The organism is Streptomyces sp. NPDC042364 (genome assembly GCF_056437585.1).
Genome location: NZ_JBWKAJ010000005.1, coordinates 417,291 through 441,023 on the forward strand (window position 1 = coordinate 417,291; position 23,733 = coordinate 441,023).

Below are 23,733 nucleotides of genomic sequence, written 5' to 3' on the forward strand. Positions count from 1 at the left end.
TACGGCTCCACGATCGCCGGGCCTACGGCTCGACGATCACTTCCTGGGCCGCCGCCGTCGTGTCCGCCAGGAGCCGCGCGTCCACCGGGACGTTCCGCTTCACCAGGGCCAGCGCGACCGGGCCCAGTTCGTGGTGGCGTACCGACGTCGTGATGAAGCCGAGCTTGCGGCCCTCGGGGCCGTCGTCGGCGAGCCGGATGTCCGCGCCGGGGGGCGGCAGATGGACCTCGCTGCCGTCGAGGTGGAGGAAGACCAGCCGCCGCGGCGGCTTGCCCAGGTTCTGCACGCGGGCGACGGTCTCCTGGCCCCGGTAGCAGCCCTTCTGGAGGTGCACCGCCGAGCCGATCCAGCCCAGCTCGTGCGGAATGGTGCGGTGGTCGGTCTCGAAGCCGAGGCGGGGGCGGTGCTGCTCGACCCGGAGCGCCTCGTACGCCAGCAGACCAGCCGCCGGGCCGGCCTTCTCGGCGTACGTCTCCAGGTCCGCCCGCGGGAGGAAGAGATCACGTCCGTACGGCGTCTCGCGGACGACGACGCCCTCCGGGACCTCGGCGATCGACCCGGCCGGCAGATGGACGACCGCGAAGTCGTCCGTCCGGTCGGCGACCTCCACCCGGTAGAAGAACTTCATCGACTCCAGGTACGCGAGCAGCGCCTCCCGGGTGCCGGGCTCGACATGGGCCCAGACCGTCTCCCCGTCGTCCACGAGGTAGAGGGCGTGTTCGATGTGGCCGTTGGCGGAGAGGATGAGGGCCTCGGTGGCCTGGCCGGCCGGGAGTTCGCTGACGTGCTGGGTGAGCAGCAGATGCAGCCAGCCGAGCCGGTCCTGGCCGGTGACGGTGACGACGCCCCGGTGGGAGAGGTCGACGAATCCGGTGCCGTCGGCGAGGGCGCGCTGTTCGCGGAACAGATCGCCGTAGTGGGCGGCGACACCTTCGTCCACGCCCTCCGCGGGGACGGCGCCGGGCAGGGACAGCAGAGGGCTTTTCATACGACCAAGCCTACGACTCGGTACTTGAATCTTTCAGGTCGTCCCGGGTGCTCCGGCCCGCCTGACCACCGCCGCCGCCCGTCTGCGCGGCCTTCGCGGCCCTGGCTGCCTTCGCCGTGCAGTCCGCGCAGCGGCCGAAGATCGCGAAGTGCTTCATGTCCGTGTCGAAGCCGAACGTCTCACGCAGCTTGGCCGTGAACTCGGCCGCCACCGAGACATCGGCCTCGATCACCGTGGTGCAGTCCCGGCACACCAGGTGGATGTGGTGGTGCCGGTCGGCCAGGTGGTATGTCGGCGCCCCGTGCCCCAGATGCGCGTGGCTGACCAGCCCGAGCTCCTCCAGGAGCTCCAGGGTCCGGTAGACGGTGGAAATGTTGACCCCCGACGCCGTCTTCCGCACTTCCGCGAGGATGTCGTCGGGGGTCGCGTGCTCCAGGGTGTCCACGGCTTCGAGCACAAGCTGCCGCTGCGGGGTCAGGCGGTAACCGCGCTGCCGCAGATCAGTCTTCCAGTCGGTGCTCACCACACTGGAAGTCTAGTGCCGCGGCCGGCGGCGTTCCCCCGTCGCGACGCCTGGCGCGGCACTGGTGACTACTTGAAGAAGGCGATGCCGTCGTCCGGCATGTCGTCGGGGAGGGCCTTGGCCCAGCGCTCGACGTCCTCCGGGGTGACGACCTTCTTCAGGTGGGCGGACATGTAGGGGCGCAGCTCGACCTCGGGGGTCTGCTTCTCGCCGACCCACATGAGGTCGCTGTTCACATAGCCGTACAGTCGCTTGCCGCCGGTGTAGGGGCCGGAGGCGGCGGTCCGTGCCACGGCGTCGGTGACCAGGTCGATCTGGGGCTTCTTGTCGGCCAGCTCGCCGTACCAGACCTCGACGACGCCGTCGTTGCGGACCATGGTGACCTCGACCTTGCGGTCGGCGTCGATCCGCCAGAAACCGGACTCCGACTCCAGCGGCCGGACCTTGTTGCCCTCGTTGTCCAGCACCCAGGTGTGGGAGTGGTACGCGAGGAAGTCCCGGCCGTCGTGGCTGAAGGAGACCTCCTGGCCGAAGTTGCACTTCTCGGAGCCGGGGAAGTCGTGGACGCCCGCACCCGACCAGCTCCCGAGCAGGAAGGCGAGGGGGACGAGGTCCTTGTGCAGGTCGGACGGGATCTCGATCATGAGTGGCGGTTCCTGGGGTGGTCGGTCAGCGCTGGCCCTGGTACAGCTTCTTCACAGCCAGTCCGGTGAAGGCGAGAACGCCGACGCAGACCGCGACCAGCAGGAGTTCGAAGAAGAGTTCCACGGGGTGCTCCTCGAAATGAGCGAAGGTTCGGTACTACACAGGGCCGGCCCCCAGCTTACGCGGCCCGCCGCGGCGACGGTCCGAGAGGTTCCCCCCGTGCGGCCGGCGGGCCCCCCGAGGGGTCGCGGACTACGCTGCGGGCATGGCGAAGAAGCTCGTGATCAAGGTGACGGCGGGGGCCGACGCTCCCGAGCGCTGCTCCCAGGCCTTCACGGTGGCCGCGGTGGCCGTGGCCAGCGGTGTGGAGGTCTCCCTGTGGCTGACCGGTGAGTCGGCGTGGTTCGCGCTGCCGGGGCGGGCCGCCGAGTTCGAGTTGCCGCACGCGGCGCCGCTGCCCGATCTGATCGACTCGATCCTGGCCGGCGGCCGTCTCACCCTGTGCACCCAGTGCGCCGCGCGGCGCGACATCACCGAGCAGGACGTCATCAAGGGCGTACGGATCGCGGGGGCGCAGGTCTTCGTGCAGGAGACGCTGGCGGACGACACCCAGGCGCTCGTCTACTGAGACGACGGTCCGCGGACGGGTGGGACGAGGGTCCACCGGCGACCGGCGGGGGCCGGTCAGGCCGGTCAGGGCTGTCGCCGGGGCCGCTTCTTGCCGTCCAGTTCGTCCCACCACTCGTCGGACTTGGGGTCGCCGGACGGGTCGTCCCACCAGCGGTCGTCGGGCCCGCGCCGGTTGGCGACGACGGCGGCCAGCGGCGGGATGACCATGGCGACCAGACACATGCCGACCGCGACGGGGACCGACCAGAGACGTACGACTCCCCAGGCCAGGACGAAGAGCGTGAGGCACGTCCCCATCATGACGAAGTAGCGGTGGCGCCGCCGGGCGTACATGTCTCCAGGGTAGGACGGGCCGAGCGGGCATGCCGAAGGGCCGCGCCCAGGCGTCCAACCCGGGGGGGCGCGGCCCTTCAGCCGTTCACGGTGTGCCTCAGACGGCGATCGCGACCTCGGCGAGCGCGCCCTTCTCGGCGACGACGACCGTGCGGTCGGCGGTGCCGCCGGGAACCAGGGCGCGGACGGTCCAGGTGCCCTCGGCCGCGTAGAAGCGGAACTGGCCCGTCGCGGAGGTGGGGACCTCCGCCGTGAACTCGCCGGTCGAGTCCAGCAGACGGACGTAGCCCGTCACCGGCTCGCCGTCGCGGGTCACCTGACCCTGGATCGTGGTCTCACCGGGCTTGATCGTCGAGGCGTCCGGGCCGCCGGCCTTCGCTCCACACATGTCTTTCTCCAGAAGGGGTCTGACCGGAAGGAAGGCCGGTCGGGATGTACGGGGGTGTGTGCTTGCTACGGGTGCTTACTTGTTGGCGCCGAGCTCGATCGGGACGCCGACGAGGCTGCCGTACTCGGTCCAGGAGCCGTCGTAGTTCTTGACGTTCTCGACACCGAGCAGCTCGTGCAGGACGAACCAGGTCAGCGCGGAGCGCTCACCGATACGGCAGTAGGCGATGGTGTCCTTGGCGAGGTCCACCTGCTCCTCGGCGTAGAGCTCCTTGAGCTCCTCGTCCGACTTGAAGGTGCCGTCGTCGTTGGCGTTCTTCGACCACGGGATGTTGCGGGCGGACGGGACGTGGCCCGGACGCTGCGACTGCTCCTGCGGCAGGTGGGCCGGGGCGAGCAGCTTGCCGGAGAACTCGTCGGGCGAGCGCACGTCGACCAGGTTCTGCGAGCCGATGGCCGCCACGACGTCATCGCGGAAGGCGCGGATCGCGGTGTTCTGCGGCTTGGCCTTGTACTCGGTCGCCGGGCGCACGGGCACCTCGTCGACCAGCTCGCGGGCGTCGAGCTCCCACTTCTTGCGGCCGCCGTCGAGCAGCTTGACGTCCTCGTGGCCGTACAGCTTGAAGTACCAGTAGGCGTAGGACGCGAACCAGTTGTTGTTGCCGCCGTAGAGGATCACCGTGGTGTCGTTGGCGATGCCCTTCTCCGACAGGAGCTTCTCGAAGCCCGCCTGGTCGACGAAGTCACGGCGGACCGGGTCCTGGAGGTCCTTCGTCCAGTCGATCCGGATCGCGTTCCTGATGTGGTTCTTCTCGTACGCGGTCGTGTCCTCGTCGACCTCGACGATGGCGATGTTCGGGTTGTCGAGGTTGGCCTCGACCCAGTCGGCGTCGACGAGGACGTCGCTGCGGCTCATGCTCTTTCTCCTCCGGGGCAGTTGCGGCGGGGCGTGCGAAGCGCCTCCGGCGGTTCGGCCGGGCGCGCACGGGTGTGTGCCCTGACTGGACAGGGCGAACGGGAAAAGGCGGCCGGCGAGGGCTGCCGCTCAGAAAGCGCGACAGAGCATGGCGGCGACGCGGCACAGGTCTACTGCCCGCCGCTTCGTGAGATCCGCCTGTCGCTTCATGGTGGTCGATCGTAGGGACGGACAGGCGGGCGTGTCACCGGCATGTCGTATTCTGAGACGCGATCGTCCGGATTGTGGGATGAGTTACTCGCGGCGGCGGCAGGGGAGGGGCTGCCGGGGTGACGGGGCCGTCGTCACATCTACGGTACGGACGCCGCCGTCTCGCCTGTCGGACACCGCTGCTCGTCGGCCCAGCCCTCATCCGGGCGTCCCCGGTGCTCCCGGCATCCCGGCGCTCCCGGTATTCCCGTCGGCCTCGCCTCGCGGACTACCCGGCCAGCCGGACGTTCGAACCCTTCACCGAGATCTCCACACCGCCCGACGCGGCCTCCACCTTGTCGAGATCGATGCCGCCGGGCAGACCATCGATCTTCTGCTCGAAGTCGGTGATCGACCGGACCTGGCCCTCCGCGGCCTGGACCACCAGGTTCGGCAGGTTGTCGGCGTGCACCTTCACGATGTCGCCGTCGACGGTGACCGTGCTCAGCACCGGGTACGTCGTGGAGGAACCCAGGGCCGAGACCTTGATGTTGACCTTGATCTTGCCGTTGCCGCCGTCGGAGAGGCCGGTGACCTGGGCGGTCACTCCGGGGAGAATCCGCGTCGGCTCGGACTTGGCCGCCTTGAGGAGCTCGTCGTACGCGATGGTCGCGGTGCCGGTGGCGGAGGCGGCCGTGGCGGAGCTGTAGTCGCCGGAGAACTTCACGCCCCGCATGTGCGCCGTCAGATCGGCGATGCGGATGCTCTCGTCGGAGTCGCCGGTGGTGGCCTCGTAGTCCGAGATGCCGACCTCGACGTCGTCCAGCTCGCCGCCGGCGACCTGGGTGAGGAACGGGAAGCCGTTGATGGAGACGTCCGGGGTGCCGGACAGACCCTCGCTGCTCTTCAGCTTCTGAGCGACCTCGTCCTCGGCGAACCCGACGGCCACGCGGTCCGCGACCACGAAGAGGCCGCCCAGGATCACGGCGACGATCACAAGTATCCGCAGTGCGCGCATGTCTCGGTGTTCCCCACGTTGTCCACTCGGCGGCCCGCCCGTCTCCACGACCAGAGTGGCCGCTTCGGGCGAGCGTAATCGCGCCGGAGCAAAGCGGGGGCGAGTTCGTGAACGTTGTTGATCACCTGTGACAGGGCCGGGCCGACCGGGAGAGCCCTTGAGAGTTGGGCCTGCGGCCCGCCCTTCTGCTGAAAAGCACGGGGCGCAGCCCCGGCCGCTTTTCAGGGGCGCGGGGAACTGCGCGAGAAACCACGACGCACCCGCAGCCGCCGCGCCCCGGCCCCCAGCCGTACGCACCCTCGACTCAGCCGAGCGCACGCCCCAGCAGATACACCGCCGGCGCCGCCGCGGCCAGCGGCAGCGCGACCCCGGCCGTGAAGTGCACGAAACGGGACGGGTAGTCGTAGCCGGCGACCCGGTGCCCGACCAGCGCGCACAGTCCGGCCCCCGCGCCCAACAGCGCCCCGGAGCCGCCGAGATCCGTCGCGCCGCCCACGGCGAGACCCGCACCGGCCGCCGCCAGCAGCGCCACCACCGCCGACACCGCCGTGGGCAACGGCAACGCCCGCACCACCACGGCGACCGCCACCGCGACCCCTCCGACGGTGACCGCTTCCGCGTCCGCCGCCAGATGACCCGTCGCGATGATCGCCAGCGCCGCCGAGGCGACCGTCGCCATCAGGCCGTACAGCCGCTCGTCGGGATCCGCGTGGCTCCGCAGCCCGAGCACGATCCCGAGCAGCACCCACACCCCGAGCGTCCCGAGGATCGCCGCGGGCGCGTGCTCCCGCCCGGCCGCGAACAGCGCCGCGTCCGCCGCGAGCGCACCCGCGAACGCCAGCACGATGCCCTGCCGGGCCGGCCACATGCCGTTCAGCCGGAACCAGCCCGCCGCCGTCACCGCCTGAAGGATCACCAGCGGGACGACGAGGGCGTACTCCCCGAGCGCCGCCCCGCCCGCAAGCAGCAGGCCCAGCACGGCCGTGATCAGCGCCGGCTGCATCCCCGGCTCGATGATCGGCGATCGCCCCTCGGCCCGCGCCCGCTGCGCGTCGGTGATCCGCGCGTTCCCGGTGAGCGTCGGGGGCCCGTACGCGGGTGCGGGCCCGCCGGAGCCCGCCGGATCGACGTCCTGGGCCTGAGTGTGCGGAGCCACCGGCCCCTGCGGTTGAGGCTGGGCGGCGTACGGAGGCACCGGCGCCTGCGCCTGCGGGTGGCCCTGGTCCTGCCCCTGAGGATGCGGGTGGCCGTGACCCTGCCCGTGCGAGTGGCCGTGGGCCCGCGGCCAGGGCTGGTGGTCCGGGGCGTACTGCGCGGGGCGGCCGTCCGTCTGCGGGGGCAGGTACGCCGTGTCCGTCAGGTTCGCCGCGAAGGGGGCGGCCTGCGGCTGCGTCTGGGTCTCCCAGGTCTGGCCCTCCCACTGCTGCGCGTACTCCTGCGCGTGGGCGGCCTGACCCTCCTCGTACCCCTGCCACTGCGGCTGCGCCGCGTACGGCTGCTGCTGGGCCTGGTACTGCTGCTGCGGCTCCGGCTGCTGGTGGGCGTCGTAGCCGGGGTGCCCCTGATGGCCCTCGTACCCGTACGGCTGGTTGCTCATGATGTGGGGGTCACCCTCCTGCGAACGGCGGGAGCACCTCGACCGTGCCGCCCTCGGCCAGACGTACCGTCCCATGGTCGCGGGTGCCCACGGGGTCCCCGTCGACGAGGAACGAGCATCGCTGCAGCACGCGGACGAGTTCACCGGGGTGCCGCTCGCGGACCACGCCGAGAGCCTCGGCGAGGGTGTCCGCGTCGTAGGGCTCCTCGGAGATGCCGGCGGCGGCCTTGGCCGCGGCCCAGTAGCGGACAGTGCCCTTTGGCATCTGCGTTCCTCTTGGCTAGTCGGGACGGGGATCAGGCTACGGGGGAGTCGGTGCCGTGGAGAAACCGCGGGCGAAACGTGCCGCCCAGCCCCTTCTCCACCACCCAGTCCCCCACCCGGCCCAGCAGTTCCTCGGTGGCCGCGTGTTCCGCGTGGCCCATCCCCTCCTCCAGCCACAGCTCCGCGTTCCCGCTCGCGGCCTCCGCGAGCATCCGGGGGTGGTCGACGGGAAAGTACCCGTCCCTGTCGCCATGGACGATCAGCAGCGGGGTCGGGGCGATCCGGGGGACCGACTCCACCGGGGAGGGCGGGACCGGGTCCCTCCCCCACTGCCCGAAAGGCGTGGGAGGTGCCCCCACGCGGTGGTGGATACGGGTGCCGAAGCCGTAGCGGCCGACGAGGCGGCCCGCCGGGCGGGTCACCAGCCAGTGGAGGCGGCGCATGGGGGCCGTACCCCGGTAGTACCAGCGGGCGGGCGCGCTGACCGAGACGACCGCGTCGGTGCCGGCGTCCGGCAGGGCGGCGTGCCGCAGGACGACCGAGCCGCCCATGGAGAAGCCGACCGTGGCGACGCGTTCGTGCCCGAGGCCGCGGGCCCAGCGGACGGCGGCCGCCAGGTCGAGGACCTCGCGGTCGCCCACGGTGGAGTGTCCGCCGGACCGTCCGTGACCGCGGAAGGAGAAGGTCACGACGGAGCCGTACCGGGTGAGAGCCGCCGCCACTCTTCGAACATGAGGCCGATCAACCCCGCCCGTGAATCCATGCGCGACGACGATCGCCGGATGACTTCCGAGTGGCTTTCCGCTGTCGTCGGAGAGATGGTGAGAGGCGTTGTATACGACGGTGCCCGGGTCGTATACGGCCTCGATATTCACCCCGTCTTCCGTGCTCAGAAACCTGCGCAAAGGGCTCGTCGGCGGCCGGTAAGCCGTTCGGGCCGCCGTCTCAGAGTCCGGGATATCGGAAGATCGCGTCACATCACCTGCCGGACCAGCGCTCATGTGGGCTATTCTGCTGGACAGAGGACTCGGGCAACGTAGCCCCCGGGTCCTTTTGTGCTTTCGGAAGCGTTGTATACGAAGCGGGAAACACCAGGTGACCGCAGGTGTACGGGGCCCCGGGAACGCAGAGCAGACCGCTGTGAAGTTCCGCAGTGCAGTTCGCAGTGCCGTAAACGTCCTCGCAGGGACCGAGGAGGAACCAGACGTATGAGTTCTCTGCTGCTCCTGACCAATGCCCTCCAGCCGTCGACGGAGGTGCTCCCGGCTCTCGGCCTGCTGCTGCACAATGTGCGCGTGGCCCCGGCGGAAGGCCCCGCCCTCGTCGACACCCCCGGTGCCGACGTGATCCTCATCGACGGCCGCCGTGACCTCCCGCAGGTCCGCAGTCTGTGTCAGCTGCTGCGTTCCACCGGGCCCGGCTGCCCGCTCGTCCTCGTCGTCACGGAGGGCGGTCTCGCCGCCGTCACCGCCGACTGGGGCATCGACGACGTCCTCCTCGACACCGCCGGCCCCGCCGAGGTGGAGGCCCGCCTGCGGCTCGCCATGGGCCGCCAGCAGATCGTCAACGACGACTCCCCCATGGAGATCCGCAACGGCGACCTGTCGGTCGACGAGGCGACGTACTCCGCCAAGCTCAAGGGCCGCGTCCTCGACCTCACCTTCAAGGAGTTCGAGCTCCTCAAGTACCTCGCCCAGCACCCCGGCCGCGTCTTCACCCGCGCCCAGCTGCTGCAGGAGGTCTGGGGCTATGACTACTTCGGCGGTACGCGGACCGTGGACGTGCACGTACGGCGGCTGCGCGCCAAGCTCGGCCCCGAGCACGAGTCGCTGATCGGCACCGTCCGGAACGTCGGTTATCGATTCGTTACGCCCGAGAAGGGCGAGCGCGCGACCGACGAGGCGAAGGCCAAGGCCGAGCGTTCAAAGGCGGAGGATGCGGACGAGACGGCGCCCCTGGGGGCCGCCGAGGTCACGGCCGAGGCGTAGTGCGTCGCCCCATCCGGTCCTCAGCGCACGGCGGACACATGGCTCTGGCTCAGACGAGCTCCCGTACGCCCTGCCCAGGGGCGGTCCATCCGCGTAGACTCCGCGCGTGGCCAAGGTGACTCGGGATGATGTGGCGCGACTGGCGGGAACTTCCACCGCCGTCGTCAGCTACGTCATCAACAACGGACCCCGGCCGGTCGCCCCGGCCACGCGCGAGCGTGTCCTCGCCGCGATCAAGGAGCTGGGATACCGGCCCGACCGCGTCGCCCAGGCCATGGCGTCGCGGCGCACCGAGCTGATAGGCCTGATCGTCCCGGACGCCCGTCAGCCCTTCTTCGGTGAGATGGCGCACGCGGTCGAACAGGCGGCCGCCGAGCGCGGCAAGATGGTCCTCGTCGGGAACTCCGACTACATCGCCGAGCGCGAGGTCCACTATCTGCGGGCGTTCCTCGGGATGCGCGTCTCCGGGCTGATCCTGGTCAGCCACGCCCTCAATGACAACGCGGCCGCCGAGATAGACGCGTGGGACGCGCGCGTGGTGCTGCTGCACGAGCGGCCCGAGGCGATCGACGACGTCGCCGTGGTCACCGACGACCTCGGCGGCGCCCGGCTCGCCGTGGAGCATCTGCTGTCGCACGGACACGAGTACGTCGCCTGTATGGGCGGCATCGCCGAGACCCCCCTGGTCGGCGACCCCGTCTCCGACCACGTCGAGGGCTGGCGCCGGGCGATGGAGGAGGCCGGCATCTCCACGGAGGGACGCCTCTTCGAAGCCCCCTACAACCGCTACGACGCGTACACCGTGGCCCTCGACCTGCTCGCCGGACCGGACCGTCCCCCGGCGATCTTCTGCTCCACCGACGACCAGGCCATCGGCGTCCTGCGCGCCGCGCGCGAGCTGCGTATCGAGGTGCCCGGGGAGCTGGCGGTCGCCGGCTTCGACGACGTCAAGGAAGCGGCACTGACCGACCCGCCGCTGACCACGGTCGCGACGGACCGCACAGGCATGGCCCGCGCAGCGGTGGACCTCGTCCTCGACGACGGCCTCCGGGTGGCGGGCTCCCGCCGGGAACGGGTGAAGCTGTTCCCGTCGAAGCTGGTCACTCGGCGGTCGTGCGGGTGTGCGTAGCGGCGGGGCGGGGGCGTGTGCGGCGCCATAGGGGCTGGGATGCGTGATCGGCCCCGGGTTCTACGTGGCTGGCCGCCCGGTCTCCCGCGCCCCTGAGAAGCATCGGGCGCCGTCGCTCCAAGAACGCACCGTGGCCCCGCATCCGTGAAGACGCGATGCGAGGGCTGGCCCGGCTTTCACGGTGGCGCCCGCCTCGGCCGTCAGACGCTGTCGAGCTGCCAGACGATCATGCCGGTTGCCCCGTGCCCCGTTGCCGCCGTCGACGTCGACGCGGAGCTGCTTGCCGCCCGTGACGCGCTGCTGGACGAGGGCGCCGTCGCACGGCACCGCGACCTCCCGGCCGGAACTCCCGGGCGTGAACGCCGGCCGCGCGCTGCCCTGCCCCACGCACACCACGGTGATCCGGTACGGCGTGCCTTCGTCCAGGAGGAGTTCGGCGTGCACTCCGTCGGTCACCTTCTCCACACCGGCCTCCACCAGGTTTTCGTCCCCGAGACCGGCCAGCGCCGCCTGAGCCCGCTCGGAGAGCTCCTCGCCCGAAGGGCCGGCGGCGGCGTCGGCGGCGGTAGCCGCGCGGGACGGCTGCGACGGTGCGGGGTCGGCCGCCTCGGCATGACCGCCGGAGGTGCACGCGGCGAGCAGCGCGGGCAGCGCCGCGGCGGCGCACACGGTGAAGCACGCCCTGGAACGTGATGAGGTCATGATCCAGTTTTCCCGTACCGACCCACGCGTACGGACCCGGCCGTACGGCGCGGTTTCACAAGCCGGGAGTTTCCGGTTCAACACTGCGTTCTTTGGCATCCCCGCTGACGAACCCCTTTGTTTCCCATGTGACCCGGGCCCTGCACCTTTATATGAAGCGAACGAGGTTCTGCCGGGCTTCTCAGGGAGCACTCAGGGATCTCTCATGGTCGCGCGCCAAGCTCTGTGCCATGACCGAGAGCTTCCGCCGCAGCGGCGAATACGAGAACCCCTACCAGGGTGACCAGCAGCACGGCACCTCTCCGGTGAACCCGGAGTGGCCGCCCCCTCCGGCCTACGAGCCGGCGCCGCAGACCTCTTCGGCCTCGGCGTCCACGCCCGAGTACGGCTCCGCGCCCGCCGCGGTCGAGTACGGCTCCCCGGGGTACGGGGCCGCCCCGACCGCGCTCCTCTCCGAGCCGGTCTCCTCCGGTGCGGCTCCGGTGTCCGCGCCCGCGCCGAAGAAGCGGGCGAAGGGCCCCCTCGCGCTGCTGGCGGCCGTGGCGATCGTCGCGGCGGCGATCGGTGGCGGTACGGCGTACGGCATCCAGGAGCTGACCGGCAACGACACCGTCGCCTCCAGTTCGAGCAGCACGAGTGTGGTTCCGACCAGCGAGAAGGGCACGGTCTCCGGAGTCGCCTCGGCGGTCAGCCCCAGCATCGTGGAGATCAACGCCGGCTCGAACGCGGGTGAGTCCACCGGATCCGGTGTGATCATCACCAGCGACGGCGAGATCATCACCAACAGCCACGTGGTCTCCGGCGCCTCCGAGATCAAGGTGACCACCCACAACGGCAAGACGTACACCGCCGAGGTCGTCGGCACCGACAGCAAGAAGGACCTCGCCCTCATCAAGCTGCGGGACGCCTCCGGACTGAAGGCGGCGACTCTCGGCAACAGCGACGGGGTCAAGGTCGGCGATCAGGTCGTGGCGATCGGTTCCCCCGAGGGACTCACCGGCACGGTGACCAGCGGCATCGTCTCCGCGCTCGACCGTGACGTGACGGTCTCCACGGACGAGGGCCAGCAGCAGCAACAGCAGCAGGGCGGGGGCGGCGGATGGCCGTTCGAGTTCGGCGGCCGGGAGTTCAACGGCGACACCGGCTCCTCGACGACCACCTACAAGGCGATCCAGACCGACGCGTCCCTCAACCCGGGCAACTCCGGCGGCGCCCTCATCGACATGAACGGCAACATCATCGGCATCAACTCGGCGATGTACTCCGCGTCCTCCTCGGGCGACGCCGGCAGCGCGGGCCTCGGCTTCGCCATCCCGGTCAACACGGTCAAGTCCGACCTGAGCACGCTGCGAGCAGGCGGCTCGGACTGAGGGCCACCGCGACCACCGCGACCACCATGACCGCCGTGACCACCATGCCCCCCGTGACCACCGTGACCACCGTGACCACCGTGACCCCCGTGACCCCCGTGACCCCCGTGACCCCCGTGACCACCGACTGACGCTCCTTCGACCTTGGAGGTCGACATGATCAAGCAGGTTGCGCACGACGCCCCGGCTGCCGACGGCCCGGCCGGTCCCGGCCCCGCCGGGCTGGGCCTCGCCCTCGCGGTGGCGGCCGAGCTGCACGCACCGGTCGCACGGGCTCCCGAGGTCGCGTCCGTCGCCCGGGCCGCGGTTACGGCCACGGCCACGGCCGCCCGACGGAAGTCGCTGACCGCGGCGGCCCGCACTCACCGCCGTACGCCTGTCGGATGATCGGCTGAACCTCGACTTATCCACAGCCCTTCCCATCCCGAGGCCCTGGAACGTGCGAGGCTGAATCCGGATCGAGCACTCTCGCTCCCTCTCCCCTCCACGCCCCGCCGCACCCGAGGAACGACACGACCATGAGCCCTGCCGAAGGCGACCGTGAACCCCAGCGCATCCTCATCGTCGACGACGAGCCGGCGGTGCGCGAAGCCCTCCAGCGCAGCCTCGCCTTCGAGGGCTACGACACCAAGGTCGCGGTCGACGGCGCGGACGCGCTGGAGAAGGCGACCGCGTACAAGCCGGACCTCGTGATCCTCGACATCCAGATGCCCCGCATGGACGGCCTGACCGCGGCCCGCCGGATCCGCGGCGCGGGCGACACGACCCCCATCCTGATGCTGACGGCCCGCGACACGGTCGGCGACCGCGTCACCGGCCTCGACGCCGGCGCCGACGACTACCTGGTCAAGCCCTTCGAGCTGGACGAGCTCTTCGCCCGTGTCCGCGCCCTGCTGCGCCGCAGCTCCTACGCGGCGGCCGTCGCCGAGACGGTCCAGGAGGACGAGGCGCTCACGTTCGCGGACCTGCGGATGGACCTGGCCACCCGGGAGGTGCGGCGGGGTGACCGGCCGGTGGAGCTGACCCGCACGGAGTTCACTCTGCTGGAGATGTTCATGGCGCACCCGCGCCAGGTCCTCACCCGCGAGCAGATACTCAAGGCCGTCTGGGGCTTCGACTTCGAGCCCAGCTCCAACTCCCTCGACGTGTACGTCATGTATCTGCGCCGCAAGACGGAGGCGGGCGGCGAGCCCCGCCTGGTCCACACGGTGCGGGGCGTGGGGTACGTACTGCGGCAAGGCGGCGCGGAGTGAGGAAGGTCCTGCGTCGTTACCGGTCCCTCCCGATCCGGGCCCGGCTGGCGATGCTGGTCGCGGCGGCGGTGGCGTTCGCGGTGGCGGCGGTATCGGTGACGTGCTGGTTCATCGTGCGAGGGAAGTTGTACGACCAGGTCGACGACGAGCTCGACAAGGCCATGAGCATGGGGGCGATCCAGGACCAGGCCAGGTACGCGGTCAACAACTGCACGCAGACCGTGAGTGAGCAGAACCCCCGCTTCGGCCCCCGCAACACCTATTTTCAGGTGCTCCTGGACGATGGGACGTCCTGTGTCCTGGACTTCTCCTCCGGCCTGGTCAAGGTGACCCACACCGACAGGGAGGTCGTCGACGGCACCGAGGCCGTCTACCACAACAGCACCGACTCCAAGGGAAACGACGTACGCGTCAAGACCCAGCCGGTGAGTATCGTTGATCCGGAGACGGGCCGGCTGTCGAACGCGGCTCTGATCGCGGCCCTCCCGCTCAGAGGCACCCAGGCAACCCTCAGCGACCTGGCCCTGATCCTCCTCCTCGTCTCCGGTATCGGAGTCGTCGGCGCCGGAGCGGCCGGTCTGGCCGTGGCCCGGGCGGGCCTGCGCCCGGTGGACAAGCTCACGGAAGCCGTCGAGCACGTGGCGCGCACGGAGGACCTGAGCATCCGTATCCCGGTGGAGGAGGAGAGCGAGGACGAGGTGGCCCGGCTGTCCCGTTCCTTCAACTCGATGACGAGCGCGCTGGCCAGCTCCCGTGACCTGCAGCAGCAGCTGATCGCGGACGCGGGCCACGAACTCCGTACACCCCTGACCTCCCTGCGGACGAACATCGAACTGCTCAGCCGCAGCGAGGAGACGGGCCGTCCCCTCCCGGCCGACGACCGCAAGGCCCTGCTCGCCTCGGTGAAGGCGCAGATGACGGAACTGGCCTCGCTGATCGGCGACTTGCAGGAGCTGTCCCGCTCCGACTCCGGTCAGAACGGCGGTCGGCTCCAGATCGTCGACTTCCAGGAGACGGTCGAGGCCGCACTGCGCCGGGCCCGGCTGCGCGGCCCCGAGCTGACGATCACGGCGGACCTCCAGCCCTGGTACGTGCGCTCCGAGCCGTCGGCCCTGGAGCGGGCGATCGTCAACATCCTGGACAACGCGGTGAAGTTCAGCCCCGAGGGAGGCACGATCGAGGTCGCCCTGGACTCCGGTGTCCTCACCGTCCGGGACCACGGCCCCGGCATCCCCGCCGATGAACTCCCGCACGTCTTCGACCGCTTCTGGCGCTCCCCCAGCGCGCGGGCCCTCCCCGGCTCCGGCCTGGGCCTGTCCATCGTGGCCCGCACAATCCAGCAGGCCGGCGGCGAGGTCACCCTGACCCGAGCGGAGACGGGCGGCACCCTGGCGACGGTACGGCTACCGGGCGCCGCCACCCCTCCACCGGAGCCACCGGAGACCGCGTAAGGAGGGCCGCGGTCACTGCCAGAAGACCTCGTCCACAACGATCTGCGGATCGTCCACACGGGGCACGAAATCGTAGATCAGCCAGCCGTGCCCGTGGTCGAGGAAAAAGATGTGACGCCCCTTCGGATCGGTGGACCGCAGAGGCCGGACCGTCATCCCTGCGGGGAGATCCGCATCCGTCTCGACACCCCGAAAACAGGGGTCCTTCGCCGTGACCAGTTCGGCGCGCGCGGCGTCGATCATCTTCCGCACCTGCTCGGGCAGCGAGTCGCGGGTGGCCTGGGCTTTGAGTGCCCAGTCCATCTGCCACGGAGGGCCCATGAATCCGTTACTCGTCACTGGCCGGGCTCCAGCCGGTGTGCCTGGTGACGGATATTGGCCGACTCCTCGATGAGGGCCTTGGCCTCATCGATGTCGGTGCACTCAGCCACGCGGTGGTGGAGATCAGTGATGTGGGCGTCCAGTTTCGGATCGCGGGCGATCGCGTACTCGACCCACCAGCGCGCCATGAACGCCGGCACGGGGCCCAGGTCGTAGGCATCGGCGATCGCCCACTTCCAGTGCGCGTCGAAGTCCGGAAGAAGCTGAGGTGCGTGCTCGGCGATCGCCCTGCGCAGTGCCGCGGGGGTCCGCTCAGGCATGGGAGGGACGACCTGATCGAAATCCTCAGCGCGCGCAGCCATGACCGAGGTCCTCCTTCGTCGCGTCGTGTCTACGACCATAGTCGCGCTCACCATCCCAGCGCGGCTCGTCCACGCTCGCTCTCGGGCCGGGCCTGTGGACGCTCTGACCGGTGGTGGAAACCTGCATCGAAATTCGCGTTGACCGCCGTGGCGCCACGGTGGGCGAACGGACCGGTCCCCGTCCCGGTTTTCCGGTCGGTTCACCCCGCCGAGCGAGGCGTGCCGTCCTTGGGGGCAGTACCCGAAGAGACAATAGAGACGTTTGTGTCGGACTTCGTACGGTGGTCGTCCTTTCCCTGCCCCACCGGGGGATTCAACGGGGACGATCGCTGTGAGGGACGATGCAGAAGATCAAGCTGGTCGCCACCGGCGTAGTGACCGCGGCGCTGCTGGCCGGGACCGGGCCGGCGCAGGCGATGTCGGGACAGGACGCGACGGACGCCGTGGCGGCGAAGGGCTCGTCGAAGCTGAAGATCCTTAAGGAGTTCGACTACTCGCGGTCGAAGTCACGGACGTTGCCACTGCGCCAGGGTGAGTACTACCGCAACAGCAAGGGGAAGATGGTCGGCTTCGGCTGGACCAAGATCAAGAAGCGTCACAACATCACCAAGTACGGCATCATCGGCTGGCTGGCCAAGTCGCCCAACGTCGCCTCCCAGGGCAACAGGCGGTACGGCCTCACCGGGTTCGCCCACCACATCAAGTGCAAGTCCGGCAGCTGCAAGATCGTGGACCGCCGCAAGATGATCCTCGTGACGGACGAGACGGCGACGCCGGTCGGCGAGGGCCCTCGCTTCGCGTACTTCGGCGCGGTGACGTCGTTCTGCTACGACACGAAGAAGACCCTGAAGTGCCCGACCTGGGTGAACACCAAGTTCAAGATCCCGAAGAGCGCGGCGGCCGACGTACAGGCCATGAACTCCGGCACGGCGCGGGACGGGGAACGCTACGTGTTCACGTACCAGCCGGTGAAGACCGTCAAGGGCGCCCTGACCCTGGCGTCGTAGCCGTCGGGAAGTCGGGTGGGCGGGTCGGTCGAGGGCCTGTGCGCCGCTTCGGGCATCGTGTGATGTCCGGGGCGGCGTCGCCCTGTTCGGGAAACCTTCGGGAGGACCGCGGATGAGCAGGCACGGGGAAGCCGACGAGCACGGGAAGCACGGTGATCGAGGGAAGCGCGGGGCGTCCGGGGAGTCCAGGGAGACGTCTCGGTACGTCTTCTCGTACGAGCCTCTCGGCGGTCTTGAACCCGGATCGTCGGCTGCCACCACCGAGCGGGATCGCCGGGACGCCGAGGTCGGCGCGTTCCTGAACGACGTCGCCGCGTTGGCCTTCGAGGCCGGGCCGAAGGGGCTGGAGTTGCGGAGCGTGGACGTGGCGGCCCGCACGTGCGCCTTCCGGCAGGAACGAGAGATGGATCCCCGGCCGCCGGTACGGGCGCCCGGCGAGGCGTCGGGCGAAGCGGTCCTGCTGGGCTCCCCCTCCTGGGCCCATCTCGCCCACCTGGTCGGCGAACTGCCGTTTCTGTTCTCGTTCCGCGAGTACGGGCCCGAGGGCGGACCGGAGCTGCGCGGCGTGGACGCGCCGACACGGGAGTGGGCCGACGTACTCGTGGAACACCGAGGCGAACAGTGGCGCGTACGGGTCGCTCTGGAGGGCCGCGAACGCCCCGTCGAGTTCCCCGGAATGGAGATCGGCGAGCTGTTCGGCGAGGGCGACTACCGGAGGTTCCTCCTGGACGGCACGACGGACGTGCTGGACGCGGGGGTGTAGGACCGGGGCCCCTCCCCTCAGGCGCTCACTCGACCGGGCCGGCCTTGACTCCGTCCACAAAGCGGGACCATGAGGCAGCCGAGAAGATCAGGAGGCGGGCGTTCGGGGTCTTGCTGTCGCGGACGGGGACCAGGCGGAGGGGGCCGTCGGCGACTTCCAGGCAGTTGTTGTCTCCCCCGTCGCTGTAGCTCGACTTGCGCCAGGCGGCGGTGCTGAGGTCAGGGGTACGCGTCATGATCTGTGCTCCTCCAGTACGTCCCTGATGAACGTCAGCGAGTCCGACGGGGAAAGTGCCAGATCCCGAAGCCGATCGTAGGACAAACGGTGGTGGGCCACGTCCCCTGGATCGTCCATCAGCAGACCACTGCTGTCACCTTCCGTGTAGGCGGCGGCACTTCCGTCCTTCTGCCACATCAGCGTCAGTGATCCCCTCGCCATCAGAGGGTGCATGCCTGCCGAGAAGGGCAGCACCTGGATGACGACGTTCGGCCACTGCGCGGCGGCCTCAAGGTGCAGCAACTGGCCCTCCCAGCTCGCTGCGCTGGCAGACGGGCGACGGAACGCAAGTTCGTCGATGAGGAAGCGGACGTGGGGCGCCGGGTCCTTGCGCAGCAGAAGCTGCCGACCCATGCGCGCGGCCACCTGCTCCTCGACCAGGTCGTCAAACTCGGGTGTTGTCTGAGGCCCAGACAACACCTCTCGGGCGACATCCTCCGTCTGCAACAAGCCGGGCACGTTCGGCGCGTACTTGTGCATGATCTGCGCCGTCGCCTCCAGCCTCATGAACTCCTTGTACTTGTCCTTGAAGGCGTCGTACCGCGCCACTTTCCAGAGGCTTACCAGCAGGTCAACGCACCCGTAGTAGCCGTCCAGGTCCTCCATCACAGTCACCTTGGACAGCCGCTCTCCCGACTCGAGACGGCTCAGGTAGCTCTTGTCGTACCCCGTGGCATCGGCGAGCTGCCCCAGCGACTTCCCGGCGTTCTCCCGGAGGAATTTCAGCGTCCGACCCAGCACCGCCCGGCCCGACTCGGCCTTTCCGTCAACCGATTCGCCCACGTCACCCCTCCCCGTTGTCTGGCGCCACAGGCAACGCCTGGCCTCTTCCCCAACGTACGCCGCAGCCGTGACGATCTGATCGCGAACGGTAATCACCGCTCGTCATCCCGACCCTGAAATAACCCTGAGGCGAGAAGGGGAGCTTTGCCATGCGCGGATTCGTCGCGAGACTCCGGGTGTTCATGCAACGGCACGCGGACGTGGACCCACAGGCTGTGGATACCCCCGAGCCGCCCGAGCCTTTTCCGCTCCCCTCCCCCAAACCCGTCGACGACCTCTGGCCCTTCGAGCCCTACGACGACTTCGTACGGCCCTACGTGCTGAGCACCGAGGAGCTGTACGTCTACGGCGTGGAACTCGGCGGGGTGTCCGCGTGATGCCCGAGCTGCGGCTGTTGCCCTGGACCTCCCCCGATGGCAAGCCCTGTTATCTCGACCCTGACACCGCGCACCCGGGCACCCTGTCCCTGCTCGCCGACCATGTGGAGGTGATGCAGCTGGGGTCGGCGGAGGAGGTCGCGGCCGGTGGCAGGGCCGTACTGGCGGACCCGGTGGCCGGGGAGCGGGTGTTGCGGTTCGCGCTCACCCGGGCCGCGGAGTCTTTGGAGGACGTCGTACGGATCGCCGTCAGCCGGGGGCGACGGCTCGACGAGACCTACGCTCCCATGCCCGACACAGAATGACCCGACCCGGCCGGGCACAGGATGTCGGGTGCGGTGCGGTGTCCTCTTCCTAGCGTGGACGGCGCAAGGGAAGGAGACCGAGGTGTTGGAGCGGCTGAACGAGGCCCTGGACCACATCGAGTCGCGGCTCGCCGATCCGGCCGAGCCGATCGAGGTGACCGAGCTGGCCCGGATCGCGGCCACGTCGGATTACCACTTCCGGCGGCTGTTCTCCGCGCTCGCGGGGATATCGCTGTCGGAGTACATCCGGCGCCGTCGGCTCACCGTCGCGGGCGCCGAGGTGCTCGCCGGGGAGCGGACGCTGCTGGAGGTCGCGGTGCGCTACGGCTACGGCTCGGGGGAGGCGTTCGCTCGTGCGTTCAAGGCGATGCACGGGGTGGGGCCGGGCGAGGCCCGGCGCGACCGGGCGGCACTGCGCTCCCAGCCTCGGATGTCCTTCCGTCTCGTCGTGGAAGGGAACAGCAGCATGCGATACCGGGTCGTGGAGAAGGAGGAGTTCCGTGTGGTGGGGAGGAAGGTCAGGGTTCCGCTGGTCCATGAGGGGATGAACCCGGGGATCGTCGAGTTCGTCCGGGGGCTCGGGCGGGACACGATCGAGCGGATCGCCGCGCTGTCCGACCAGGAACCGGAGGGCATCCTCGGGGTGAGCGACAACCTCGACCCGAGCAGGGCGGAGGGGACCGAACTCGACTACTACCACGCCGTGGTGACGTCGGCCGCCGGACCGGACGTCCCGGACGACATGGACGCGCTCGTCGTCCCGGCGGGTTCGTGGGCCGTCTTCGAGAACTCAGGCCCGTTCCCGCAGGCCCTCCAGTACCTCTGGCGGGACGTCTTCACCCAGTGGTTCCCGTCCAACCCGTACCAGAGCAGGCCGGGCCCGGAGATCCTCCGCACCCGTCTGTCCGAGGACGCCACCGAGGCGGACGCGGAGCTGTGGATCCCAGTGGAGCGGACCGCCGTCGGCGCGTGATCCGGCGACGACGGCCGTAGACGCGAATCCCCGCGCCCCGGAGTGCACCGGGACGCGGGGAACCGACCGATACGGCGAACCGACTAGCTGATGATCGTGATCCGGTTGGCCGCCGGCGGGGCGATCGGGTTGCCGGCCGAGGAGTTGGCGAGCAGGTACGCCTCCAGCGCGGCGAGGTCGTCGCCGCCGACCAGGTCGTTGGTGCCCTGGCCGAGCGTGGTGATGCCGTCGCCGCCGCCCGCGAGGAAGCTGTTCGTCGCGACACGGTAGGTGGCGGCCGGGTCGAGGGCCGCACCGTTCAGCTTGATGGAGTCGACGACGATCCGGTCGGCGCCGGTCTTCGTCAGGTCCAGCGTGTAGGTGAAGCCGGTCGACGGCAGCAGGATCTTCGGCGAGGCCGCGTTGGAGCCGCTGACCTGCTCCTTGAGGATCTGCACGAGCTGGGCGCCGGTGAAGTTCTGCAGGTTCACCGTGTTGGAGAACGGCTGGACGGTGAAGCCCTCCGCATAGGTGACGACGCCGTCGCCCTCACTGCCCTTGGCGGCGTAGGTGAGGGGCGCGCGGACACCGCCGGGGTTCATCAGCGCGAGGTCGGTCTCCGGGTCCAGCTTCTTGCCGGCGGCGAGCTGCGCGTCGGCGATGAGGTCGCCCATGGGGGACTCGGTGCCGGTGCTCGGGATGTCGGCGGAGATGTAGCCGATGGGCCGGTTGCCGATGGGCGCGGCCAGGGTGTTCCACCGGTTGATGAGGTCCGTCATGTCGGCGGCCTTCGCCACGTCACGGGTCACCACGTGGTTCGCGGACTTGACGGCCGTGCGGGAGATGTCCCCGGTCTTGCGGTCGTACGTCAGCGTCGTGTCGGTGTAGAGGCGGCCGAAGGACGCGGCCGAGGTGACCATGCGCGGCTTGCCCGACGGGTCGTTGATCGTGCAGGCGTACGCGGCGTGCGTGTGGCCGGTGACCAGGGCGTCGACCTTCGGGGTGATGTTCTTGGCGATGTCGACGATCGGGCCGGAGATGCCGTCGCCGGCGCCGGGCGAGTCGCAGTCGTAGTTGTACGACGTGGAGGCGGGGGCACCGCCCTCGTGGATGAGCGCGACGACCGACTTCACGCCCTGGCGCTCCAGCTCCTTGGCGTACTTGTTGATCGTCTTGACCTCGTCCTTGAAGGTGAGGCCCTTGACGCCCTCGGCGGAGACGACGCCCGGCGTGTCCTCCAGGGTCACACCGATGAAGCCGATCTTGACGCCGTTCTTCTTCCACACCCAGTAGGGCTTCAGGAGAGGCTTCTTGGTCTTCTTCTCGATGACGTTCGCGGCGAGGTAAGGGAAGTCCGCGCCCTTGAACTTCTTGCCCTTGACGTAGCAGCCGGCGGTGGGGTGGCAGCCGCCCTTCTGCAGGCGGGCCAGCTCCTTGGCGCCCTCGTCGAACTCGTGGTTGCCGACGCTCGTGACGTCCAGGTCGAGGTGGTTCAGCGCCTCGATGGTGGGCTCGTCGTGGAACAGGCCCGACAGCAGCGGCGAGGCGCCGACCATGTCACCGGCGGCCGCCGTGATCGAGTACGGGTTGTCCCCACGGGCCTCGCGCAGATGCGTGGCCAGGTACTCCACACCACCGGCGTTGATCGTCGTGGTCGTGCCGTCCTCGTGCAGCTCGGTCACCCGGCCCGAAGAACCGGCCGGCGGCTCCAGGTTGCCGTGCAGGTCGTTGAACGACAGCAGCTGTACGTCCTGGTAGCGGCTCGGCTTGGTCTTGCCCGGCTTGGCCTCACCGGCGCTCGCCGGAATCGCGGCGGCCAGCGCACCGACGGTCGCGAGGCCGGCCGCGACCGCGACGATCCGGTTCCGGCGGCTGCCACGGCGATGCGCGTGGGGTGTGGCTGACATGTGCCCCCCTGGTTCGTAAGAGACTTGAGGAAAACGTGAGAACAGGCCCCGTCGGCCCGAAGCGTAGATTCAACGCGCGTAGCGCGACAGGGGTTTCATGGTTACGACCTGGTTGCCATCGAGGAGGATGGTTGACAAAACGGGGCGTACGGCATGACCGAAAGGGGCACGGGAGTACCCCATGTGCCGCATGGCCGCAGGCACGGAAGTGCCCCGTGCGCGGTCTCACCGCGGGGGCGCGATCCGGCCATCCACGGCCCGCACCCGCCACCGCGGGGACCGACCGGCTTCCGAGGCGCCCTCCCGCCCCGGCCCCCGGCTAACCTCGAACCCATGACCAGCGACGACGCCGCCCGGCCCCACTCAGCCGCCCGCAGTATCGAGACCCGCCTGGAACTCACCCCCGACCAGAGGACGGCCGTCCTCGACCTCCTCGACGAGGCCGCCCAGGTCGACGGCCAGCCCGCGGTGTCCGAGCAGGGCCGACTCCAACTCCGCGGCGGCCCCCGCGAGGGCGTACGGCACCTCCTCCTCACCGTCGACGACACCCTGGTCGGCTACGCCCAACTGGAGGACACCGATCCCGTCGAGGCCCCCGCCGCCGAACTCGTCGTGCATCCCTCGTACCGGGGCCACGGGCACGGCCGGGCCCTCGGTTCGGCCCTGCTCGCCGAGTCCGGCAAGCGCCTGCGCGTCTGGGCGCACGGCGGCCACTCGGCCGCCCGCCATCTCGCCCAGGTCCTCGGCCTCACCCTCTTCCGCGAACTGCGCCAGATGCGCCGCTCGCTGACCGATTTCGACCCCCCGGAGCCGGCCCTTCCCGAGGGAGTCACCGTGCGTGCCTTCGTCCCCGGCGAGGACGACGCGGCCTGGCTCGCCGCGAACGCGGAGGCGTTCGCCCACCACCCCGAACAGGGCTCCCTCAGCCGGCGGGACCTCGACGACCGCAAGGCCGAGCCCTGGTTCGACCCGGCCGGCTTCTTCCTGGCGTTCCGCGGCGGCGAACTCGTCGGCTTCCACTGGACGAAGGTCCACGCCACGGAACAGCTCGGCGAGGTCTACGTCGTGGGCGTCCGCCCCGGCGCCCAGGGCGGCGGCCTCGGCAAGGCGCTCACCACGATCGGCCTGCGCCATCTGGCCGCGCAGGGCCTGCCGACCGCGATGCTCTACGTCGACGCGGACAACAAGGCGGCGGTGACCGTGTACGAACGCCTCGGATTCGTGACGTACGAGACGGATCTGATGTACCGCAGCGAAACCTGACGCACAGGGCGGTACCGGTGCTCCCCCGGGCGGG

30 protein-coding genes are annotated in these 23,733 nt (G+C 70.0%); 13 read left to right on the forward strand and 17 right to left on the reverse strand.

The window, feature by feature from the left end; all coding sequences use genetic code 11:
* Window positions 1-22: 22 nt before the first annotated feature.
* The 3 genes from ygfZ to AC067N_RS13690 all read right to left on the reverse strand — a co-directional run bounded on the left by ygfZ (window position 23) and on the right by AC067N_RS13690 (window position 2,155).
* Window positions 23-988 (reverse strand): CAF17-like 4Fe-4S cluster assembly/insertion protein YgfZ, encoded by a 966-nt coding sequence (ygfZ, locus tag AC067N_RS13680; protein WP_478679059.1) that lies wholly within the window; start codon window positions 986-988, stop codon window positions 23-25.
* A 10-nt stretch (window positions 989-998) separates the two neighbouring features.
* Window positions 999-1,514, reverse strand: a complete 516-nt coding sequence (locus AC067N_RS13685; protein ID WP_478679060.1) for a Fur family transcriptional regulator — start codon at window positions 1,512-1,514, stop codon at window positions 999-1,001.
* Window positions 1,515-1,579: 65 nt separating this feature from the next.
* Window positions 1,580-2,155, reverse strand: coding sequence for a heme-binding beta-barrel domain-containing protein (locus tag AC067N_RS13690; protein WP_478679061.1), 576 nt, complete (start codon window positions 2,153-2,155; stop codon window positions 1,580-1,582).
* Between the two features lie 266 nt (window positions 2,156-2,421).
* On the opposite strand from AC067N_RS13690, the gene AC067N_RS13695 reads away from it, so the two are divergent.
* Window positions 2,422-2,784 carry a DsrE family protein gene (locus AC067N_RS13695; protein WP_055537811.1) on the forward strand — a complete coding sequence of 121 codons (363 nt, stop codon included), beginning with the start codon at window positions 2,422-2,424 and terminating at the stop codon, window positions 2,782-2,784.
* 65 nt (window positions 2,785-2,849) lie between these two features.
* Here the strand turns inward: AC067N_RS13695 and AC067N_RS13700 are convergent, their stop codons facing one another.
* The 8 genes from AC067N_RS13700 to AC067N_RS13735 form a co-directional block, all read right to left on the reverse strand.
* A complete protein-coding gene (locus AC067N_RS13700) occupies window positions 2,850-3,119 on the reverse strand; it encodes a DUF3099 domain-containing protein (RefSeq protein WP_478679062.1) in 270 nt (89 codons plus the stop codon).
* Window positions 3,120-3,216: 97 nt separating this feature from the next.
* On the reverse strand, window positions 3,217-3,507 hold the full coding sequence (locus AC067N_RS13705; protein ID WP_043502058.1) for a DUF1416 domain-containing protein: 291 nt from the start codon (window positions 3,505-3,507) through the stop codon (window positions 3,217-3,219).
* 75 nt (window positions 3,508-3,582) lie between these two features.
* Window positions 3,583-4,422 carry a sulfurtransferase gene (locus tag AC067N_RS13710; RefSeq protein WP_478679063.1) on the reverse strand — a complete coding sequence of 280 codons (840 nt, stop codon included), beginning with the start codon at window positions 4,420-4,422 and terminating at the stop codon, window positions 3,583-3,585.
* 129 nt (window positions 4,423-4,551) lie between these two features.
* A complete protein-coding gene (locus AC067N_RS13715) occupies window positions 4,552-4,632 on the reverse strand; it encodes a putative leader peptide (protein ID WP_355172694.1) in 81 nt (26 codons plus the stop codon).
* Window positions 4,633-4,900: 268 nt separating this feature from the next.
* Window positions 4,901-5,629 (reverse strand): LmeA family phospholipid-binding protein, encoded by a 729-nt coding sequence (locus AC067N_RS13720; protein WP_478679064.1) that lies wholly within the window; start codon window positions 5,627-5,629, stop codon window positions 4,901-4,903.
* Window positions 5,630-5,933: 304 nt separating this feature from the next.
* Window positions 5,934-7,226, reverse strand: a complete 1,293-nt coding sequence (locus AC067N_RS13725) for a hypothetical protein (RefSeq protein WP_478679065.1) — start codon at window positions 7,224-7,226, stop codon at window positions 5,934-5,936.
* Between the two features lie 10 nt (window positions 7,227-7,236).
* Window positions 7,237-7,491: a MoaD/ThiS family protein gene (locus AC067N_RS13730; RefSeq protein WP_478679066.1), complete on the reverse strand. Its 255-nt coding sequence runs from the start codon at window positions 7,489-7,491 to the stop codon at window positions 7,237-7,239.
* Window positions 7,492-7,522: 31 nt separating this feature from the next.
* Window positions 7,523-8,491 carry an alpha/beta hydrolase gene (locus AC067N_RS13735; protein WP_478679067.1) on the reverse strand — a complete coding sequence of 323 codons (969 nt, stop codon included), beginning with the start codon at window positions 8,489-8,491 and terminating at the stop codon, window positions 7,523-7,525.
* Window positions 8,492-8,698: 207 nt separating this feature from the next.
* Here AC067N_RS13735 and AC067N_RS13740 point away from each other — a divergent pair, with 207 nt between their 5' ends.
* A complete protein-coding gene (locus AC067N_RS13740) occupies window positions 8,699-9,478 on the forward strand; it encodes a winged helix-turn-helix transcriptional regulator (RefSeq protein WP_478679068.1) in 780 nt (259 codons plus the stop codon).
* A 106-nt stretch (window positions 9,479-9,584) separates the two neighbouring features.
* A complete protein-coding gene (locus AC067N_RS13745) occupies window positions 9,585-10,607 on the forward strand; it encodes a LacI family DNA-binding transcriptional regulator (RefSeq protein WP_478679069.1) in 1,023 nt (340 codons plus the stop codon).
* Window positions 10,608-10,667: 60 nt separating this feature from the next.
* On the opposite strand, the gene AC067N_RS13750 is transcribed toward AC067N_RS13745, so the two are convergent.
* Window positions 10,668-11,309, reverse strand: coding sequence for a hypothetical protein (locus tag AC067N_RS13750; protein ID WP_478679070.1), 642 nt, complete (start codon window positions 11,307-11,309; stop codon window positions 10,668-10,670).
* A 230-nt stretch (window positions 11,310-11,539) separates the two neighbouring features.
* Here AC067N_RS13750 and AC067N_RS13755 point away from each other — a divergent pair, with 230 nt between their 5' ends.
* From AC067N_RS13755 to AC067N_RS13770, 4 genes are all read left to right on the forward strand, one after another.
* Entirely contained in the window at window positions 11,540-12,679 is a 1,140-nt protein-coding gene (locus AC067N_RS13755; RefSeq protein WP_478679071.1) for a S1C family serine protease, read from the forward strand.
* A 156-nt stretch (window positions 12,680-12,835) separates the two neighbouring features.
* Window positions 12,836-13,066, forward strand: coding sequence for a hypothetical protein (locus AC067N_RS13760; protein ID WP_478679072.1), 231 nt, complete (start codon window positions 12,836-12,838; stop codon window positions 13,064-13,066).
* 131 nt (window positions 13,067-13,197) lie between these two features.
* Window positions 13,198-13,932: a response regulator transcription factor gene (locus tag AC067N_RS13765; RefSeq protein WP_478679073.1), complete on the forward strand. Its 735-nt coding sequence runs from the start codon at window positions 13,198-13,200 to the stop codon at window positions 13,930-13,932.
* The gene (locus tag AC067N_RS13770) at window positions 13,929-15,383 is read left to right on the forward strand and encodes a HAMP domain-containing sensor histidine kinase (RefSeq protein ID WP_478679074.1); all 1,455 of its coding nucleotides are present in this window, start codon (window positions 13,929-13,931) and stop codon (window positions 15,381-15,383) included. Before AC067N_RS13765 ends, AC067N_RS13770 begins: the two co-directional genes overlap by 4 nt.
* A gap of 12 nt (window positions 15,384-15,395) precedes the next feature.
* On the opposite strand, the gene AC067N_RS13775 is transcribed toward AC067N_RS13770, so the two are convergent.
* Together AC067N_RS13775 and AC067N_RS13780 are read right to left on the reverse strand one after the other, a co-directional pair.
* On the reverse strand, window positions 15,396-15,686 hold the full coding sequence (locus AC067N_RS13775; RefSeq protein ID WP_478679075.1) for a hypothetical protein: 291 nt from the start codon (window positions 15,684-15,686) through the stop codon (window positions 15,396-15,398).
* Between the two features lie 32 nt (window positions 15,687-15,718).
* Window positions 15,719-16,066: a DUF6247 family protein gene (locus AC067N_RS13780; protein ID WP_478679076.1), complete on the reverse strand. Its 348-nt coding sequence runs from the start codon at window positions 16,064-16,066 to the stop codon at window positions 15,719-15,721.
* A gap of 341 nt (window positions 16,067-16,407) precedes the next feature.
* Here AC067N_RS13780 and AC067N_RS13785 point away from each other — a divergent pair, with 341 nt between their 5' ends.
* Complete coding sequence (locus AC067N_RS13785; RefSeq protein WP_478679077.1) at window positions 16,408-17,073, forward strand: hypothetical protein; 666 nt, start codon at window positions 16,408-16,410, stop codon at window positions 17,071-17,073.
* A gap of 112 nt (window positions 17,074-17,185) precedes the next feature.
* Window positions 17,186-17,836 carry a hypothetical protein gene (locus AC067N_RS13790; RefSeq protein ID WP_478679078.1) on the forward strand — a complete coding sequence of 217 codons (651 nt, stop codon included), beginning with the start codon at window positions 17,186-17,188 and terminating at the stop codon, window positions 17,834-17,836.
* Between the two features lie 25 nt (window positions 17,837-17,861).
* Here the strand turns inward: AC067N_RS13790 and AC067N_RS13795 are convergent, their stop codons facing one another.
* Together AC067N_RS13795 and AC067N_RS13800 are read right to left on the reverse strand one after the other, a co-directional pair.
* Window positions 17,862-18,071 (reverse strand): DUF397 domain-containing protein, encoded by a 210-nt coding sequence (locus tag AC067N_RS13795; protein ID WP_478679079.1) that lies wholly within the window; start codon window positions 18,069-18,071, stop codon window positions 17,862-17,864.
* Window positions 18,068-18,895, reverse strand: coding sequence for a helix-turn-helix domain-containing protein (locus AC067N_RS13800; protein WP_478679080.1), 828 nt, complete (start codon window positions 18,893-18,895; stop codon window positions 18,068-18,070). The genes AC067N_RS13795 and AC067N_RS13800 overlap by 4 nt, the downstream gene beginning before the upstream one ends.
* Before the next feature lie 149 nt (window positions 18,896-19,044).
* On the opposite strand from AC067N_RS13800, the gene AC067N_RS13805 reads away from it, so the two are divergent.
* The 3 genes from AC067N_RS13805 to AC067N_RS13815 all read left to right on the forward strand — a co-directional run bounded on the left by AC067N_RS13805 (window position 19,045) and on the right by AC067N_RS13815 (window position 20,550).
* Window positions 19,045-19,272, forward strand: a complete 228-nt coding sequence (locus tag AC067N_RS13805; protein ID WP_478679081.1) for a hypothetical protein — start codon at window positions 19,045-19,047, stop codon at window positions 19,270-19,272.
* On the forward strand, window positions 19,272-19,577 hold the full coding sequence (locus AC067N_RS13810; RefSeq protein WP_478679082.1) for a hypothetical protein: 306 nt from the start codon (window positions 19,272-19,274) through the stop codon (window positions 19,575-19,577). The genes AC067N_RS13805 and AC067N_RS13810 overlap by 1 nt, the downstream gene beginning before the upstream one ends.
* An 82-nt stretch (window positions 19,578-19,659) precedes the next feature.
* Window positions 19,660-20,550: an AraC family transcriptional regulator gene (locus tag AC067N_RS13815; RefSeq protein ID WP_478679083.1), complete on the forward strand. Its 891-nt coding sequence runs from the start codon at window positions 19,660-19,662 to the stop codon at window positions 20,548-20,550.
* Window positions 20,551-20,633: 83 nt separating this feature from the next.
* Here the strand turns inward: AC067N_RS13815 and AC067N_RS13820 are convergent, their stop codons facing one another.
* The gene (locus AC067N_RS13820; RefSeq protein WP_478679084.1) at window positions 20,634-22,436 is read right to left on the reverse strand and encodes a bifunctional metallophosphatase/5'-nucleotidase; all 1,803 of its coding nucleotides are present in this window, start codon (window positions 22,434-22,436) and stop codon (window positions 20,634-20,636) included.
* A 333-nt stretch (window positions 22,437-22,769) separates the two neighbouring features.
* Between AC067N_RS13820 and mshD the strand changes: the two genes are divergently transcribed.
* Window positions 22,770-23,699 carry a mycothiol synthase gene (gene mshD / locus AC067N_RS13825; protein ID WP_478679085.1) on the forward strand — a complete coding sequence of 310 codons (930 nt, stop codon included), beginning with the start codon at window positions 22,770-22,772 and terminating at the stop codon, window positions 23,697-23,699.
* Window positions 23,700-23,733: the final 34 nt, after the last annotated feature.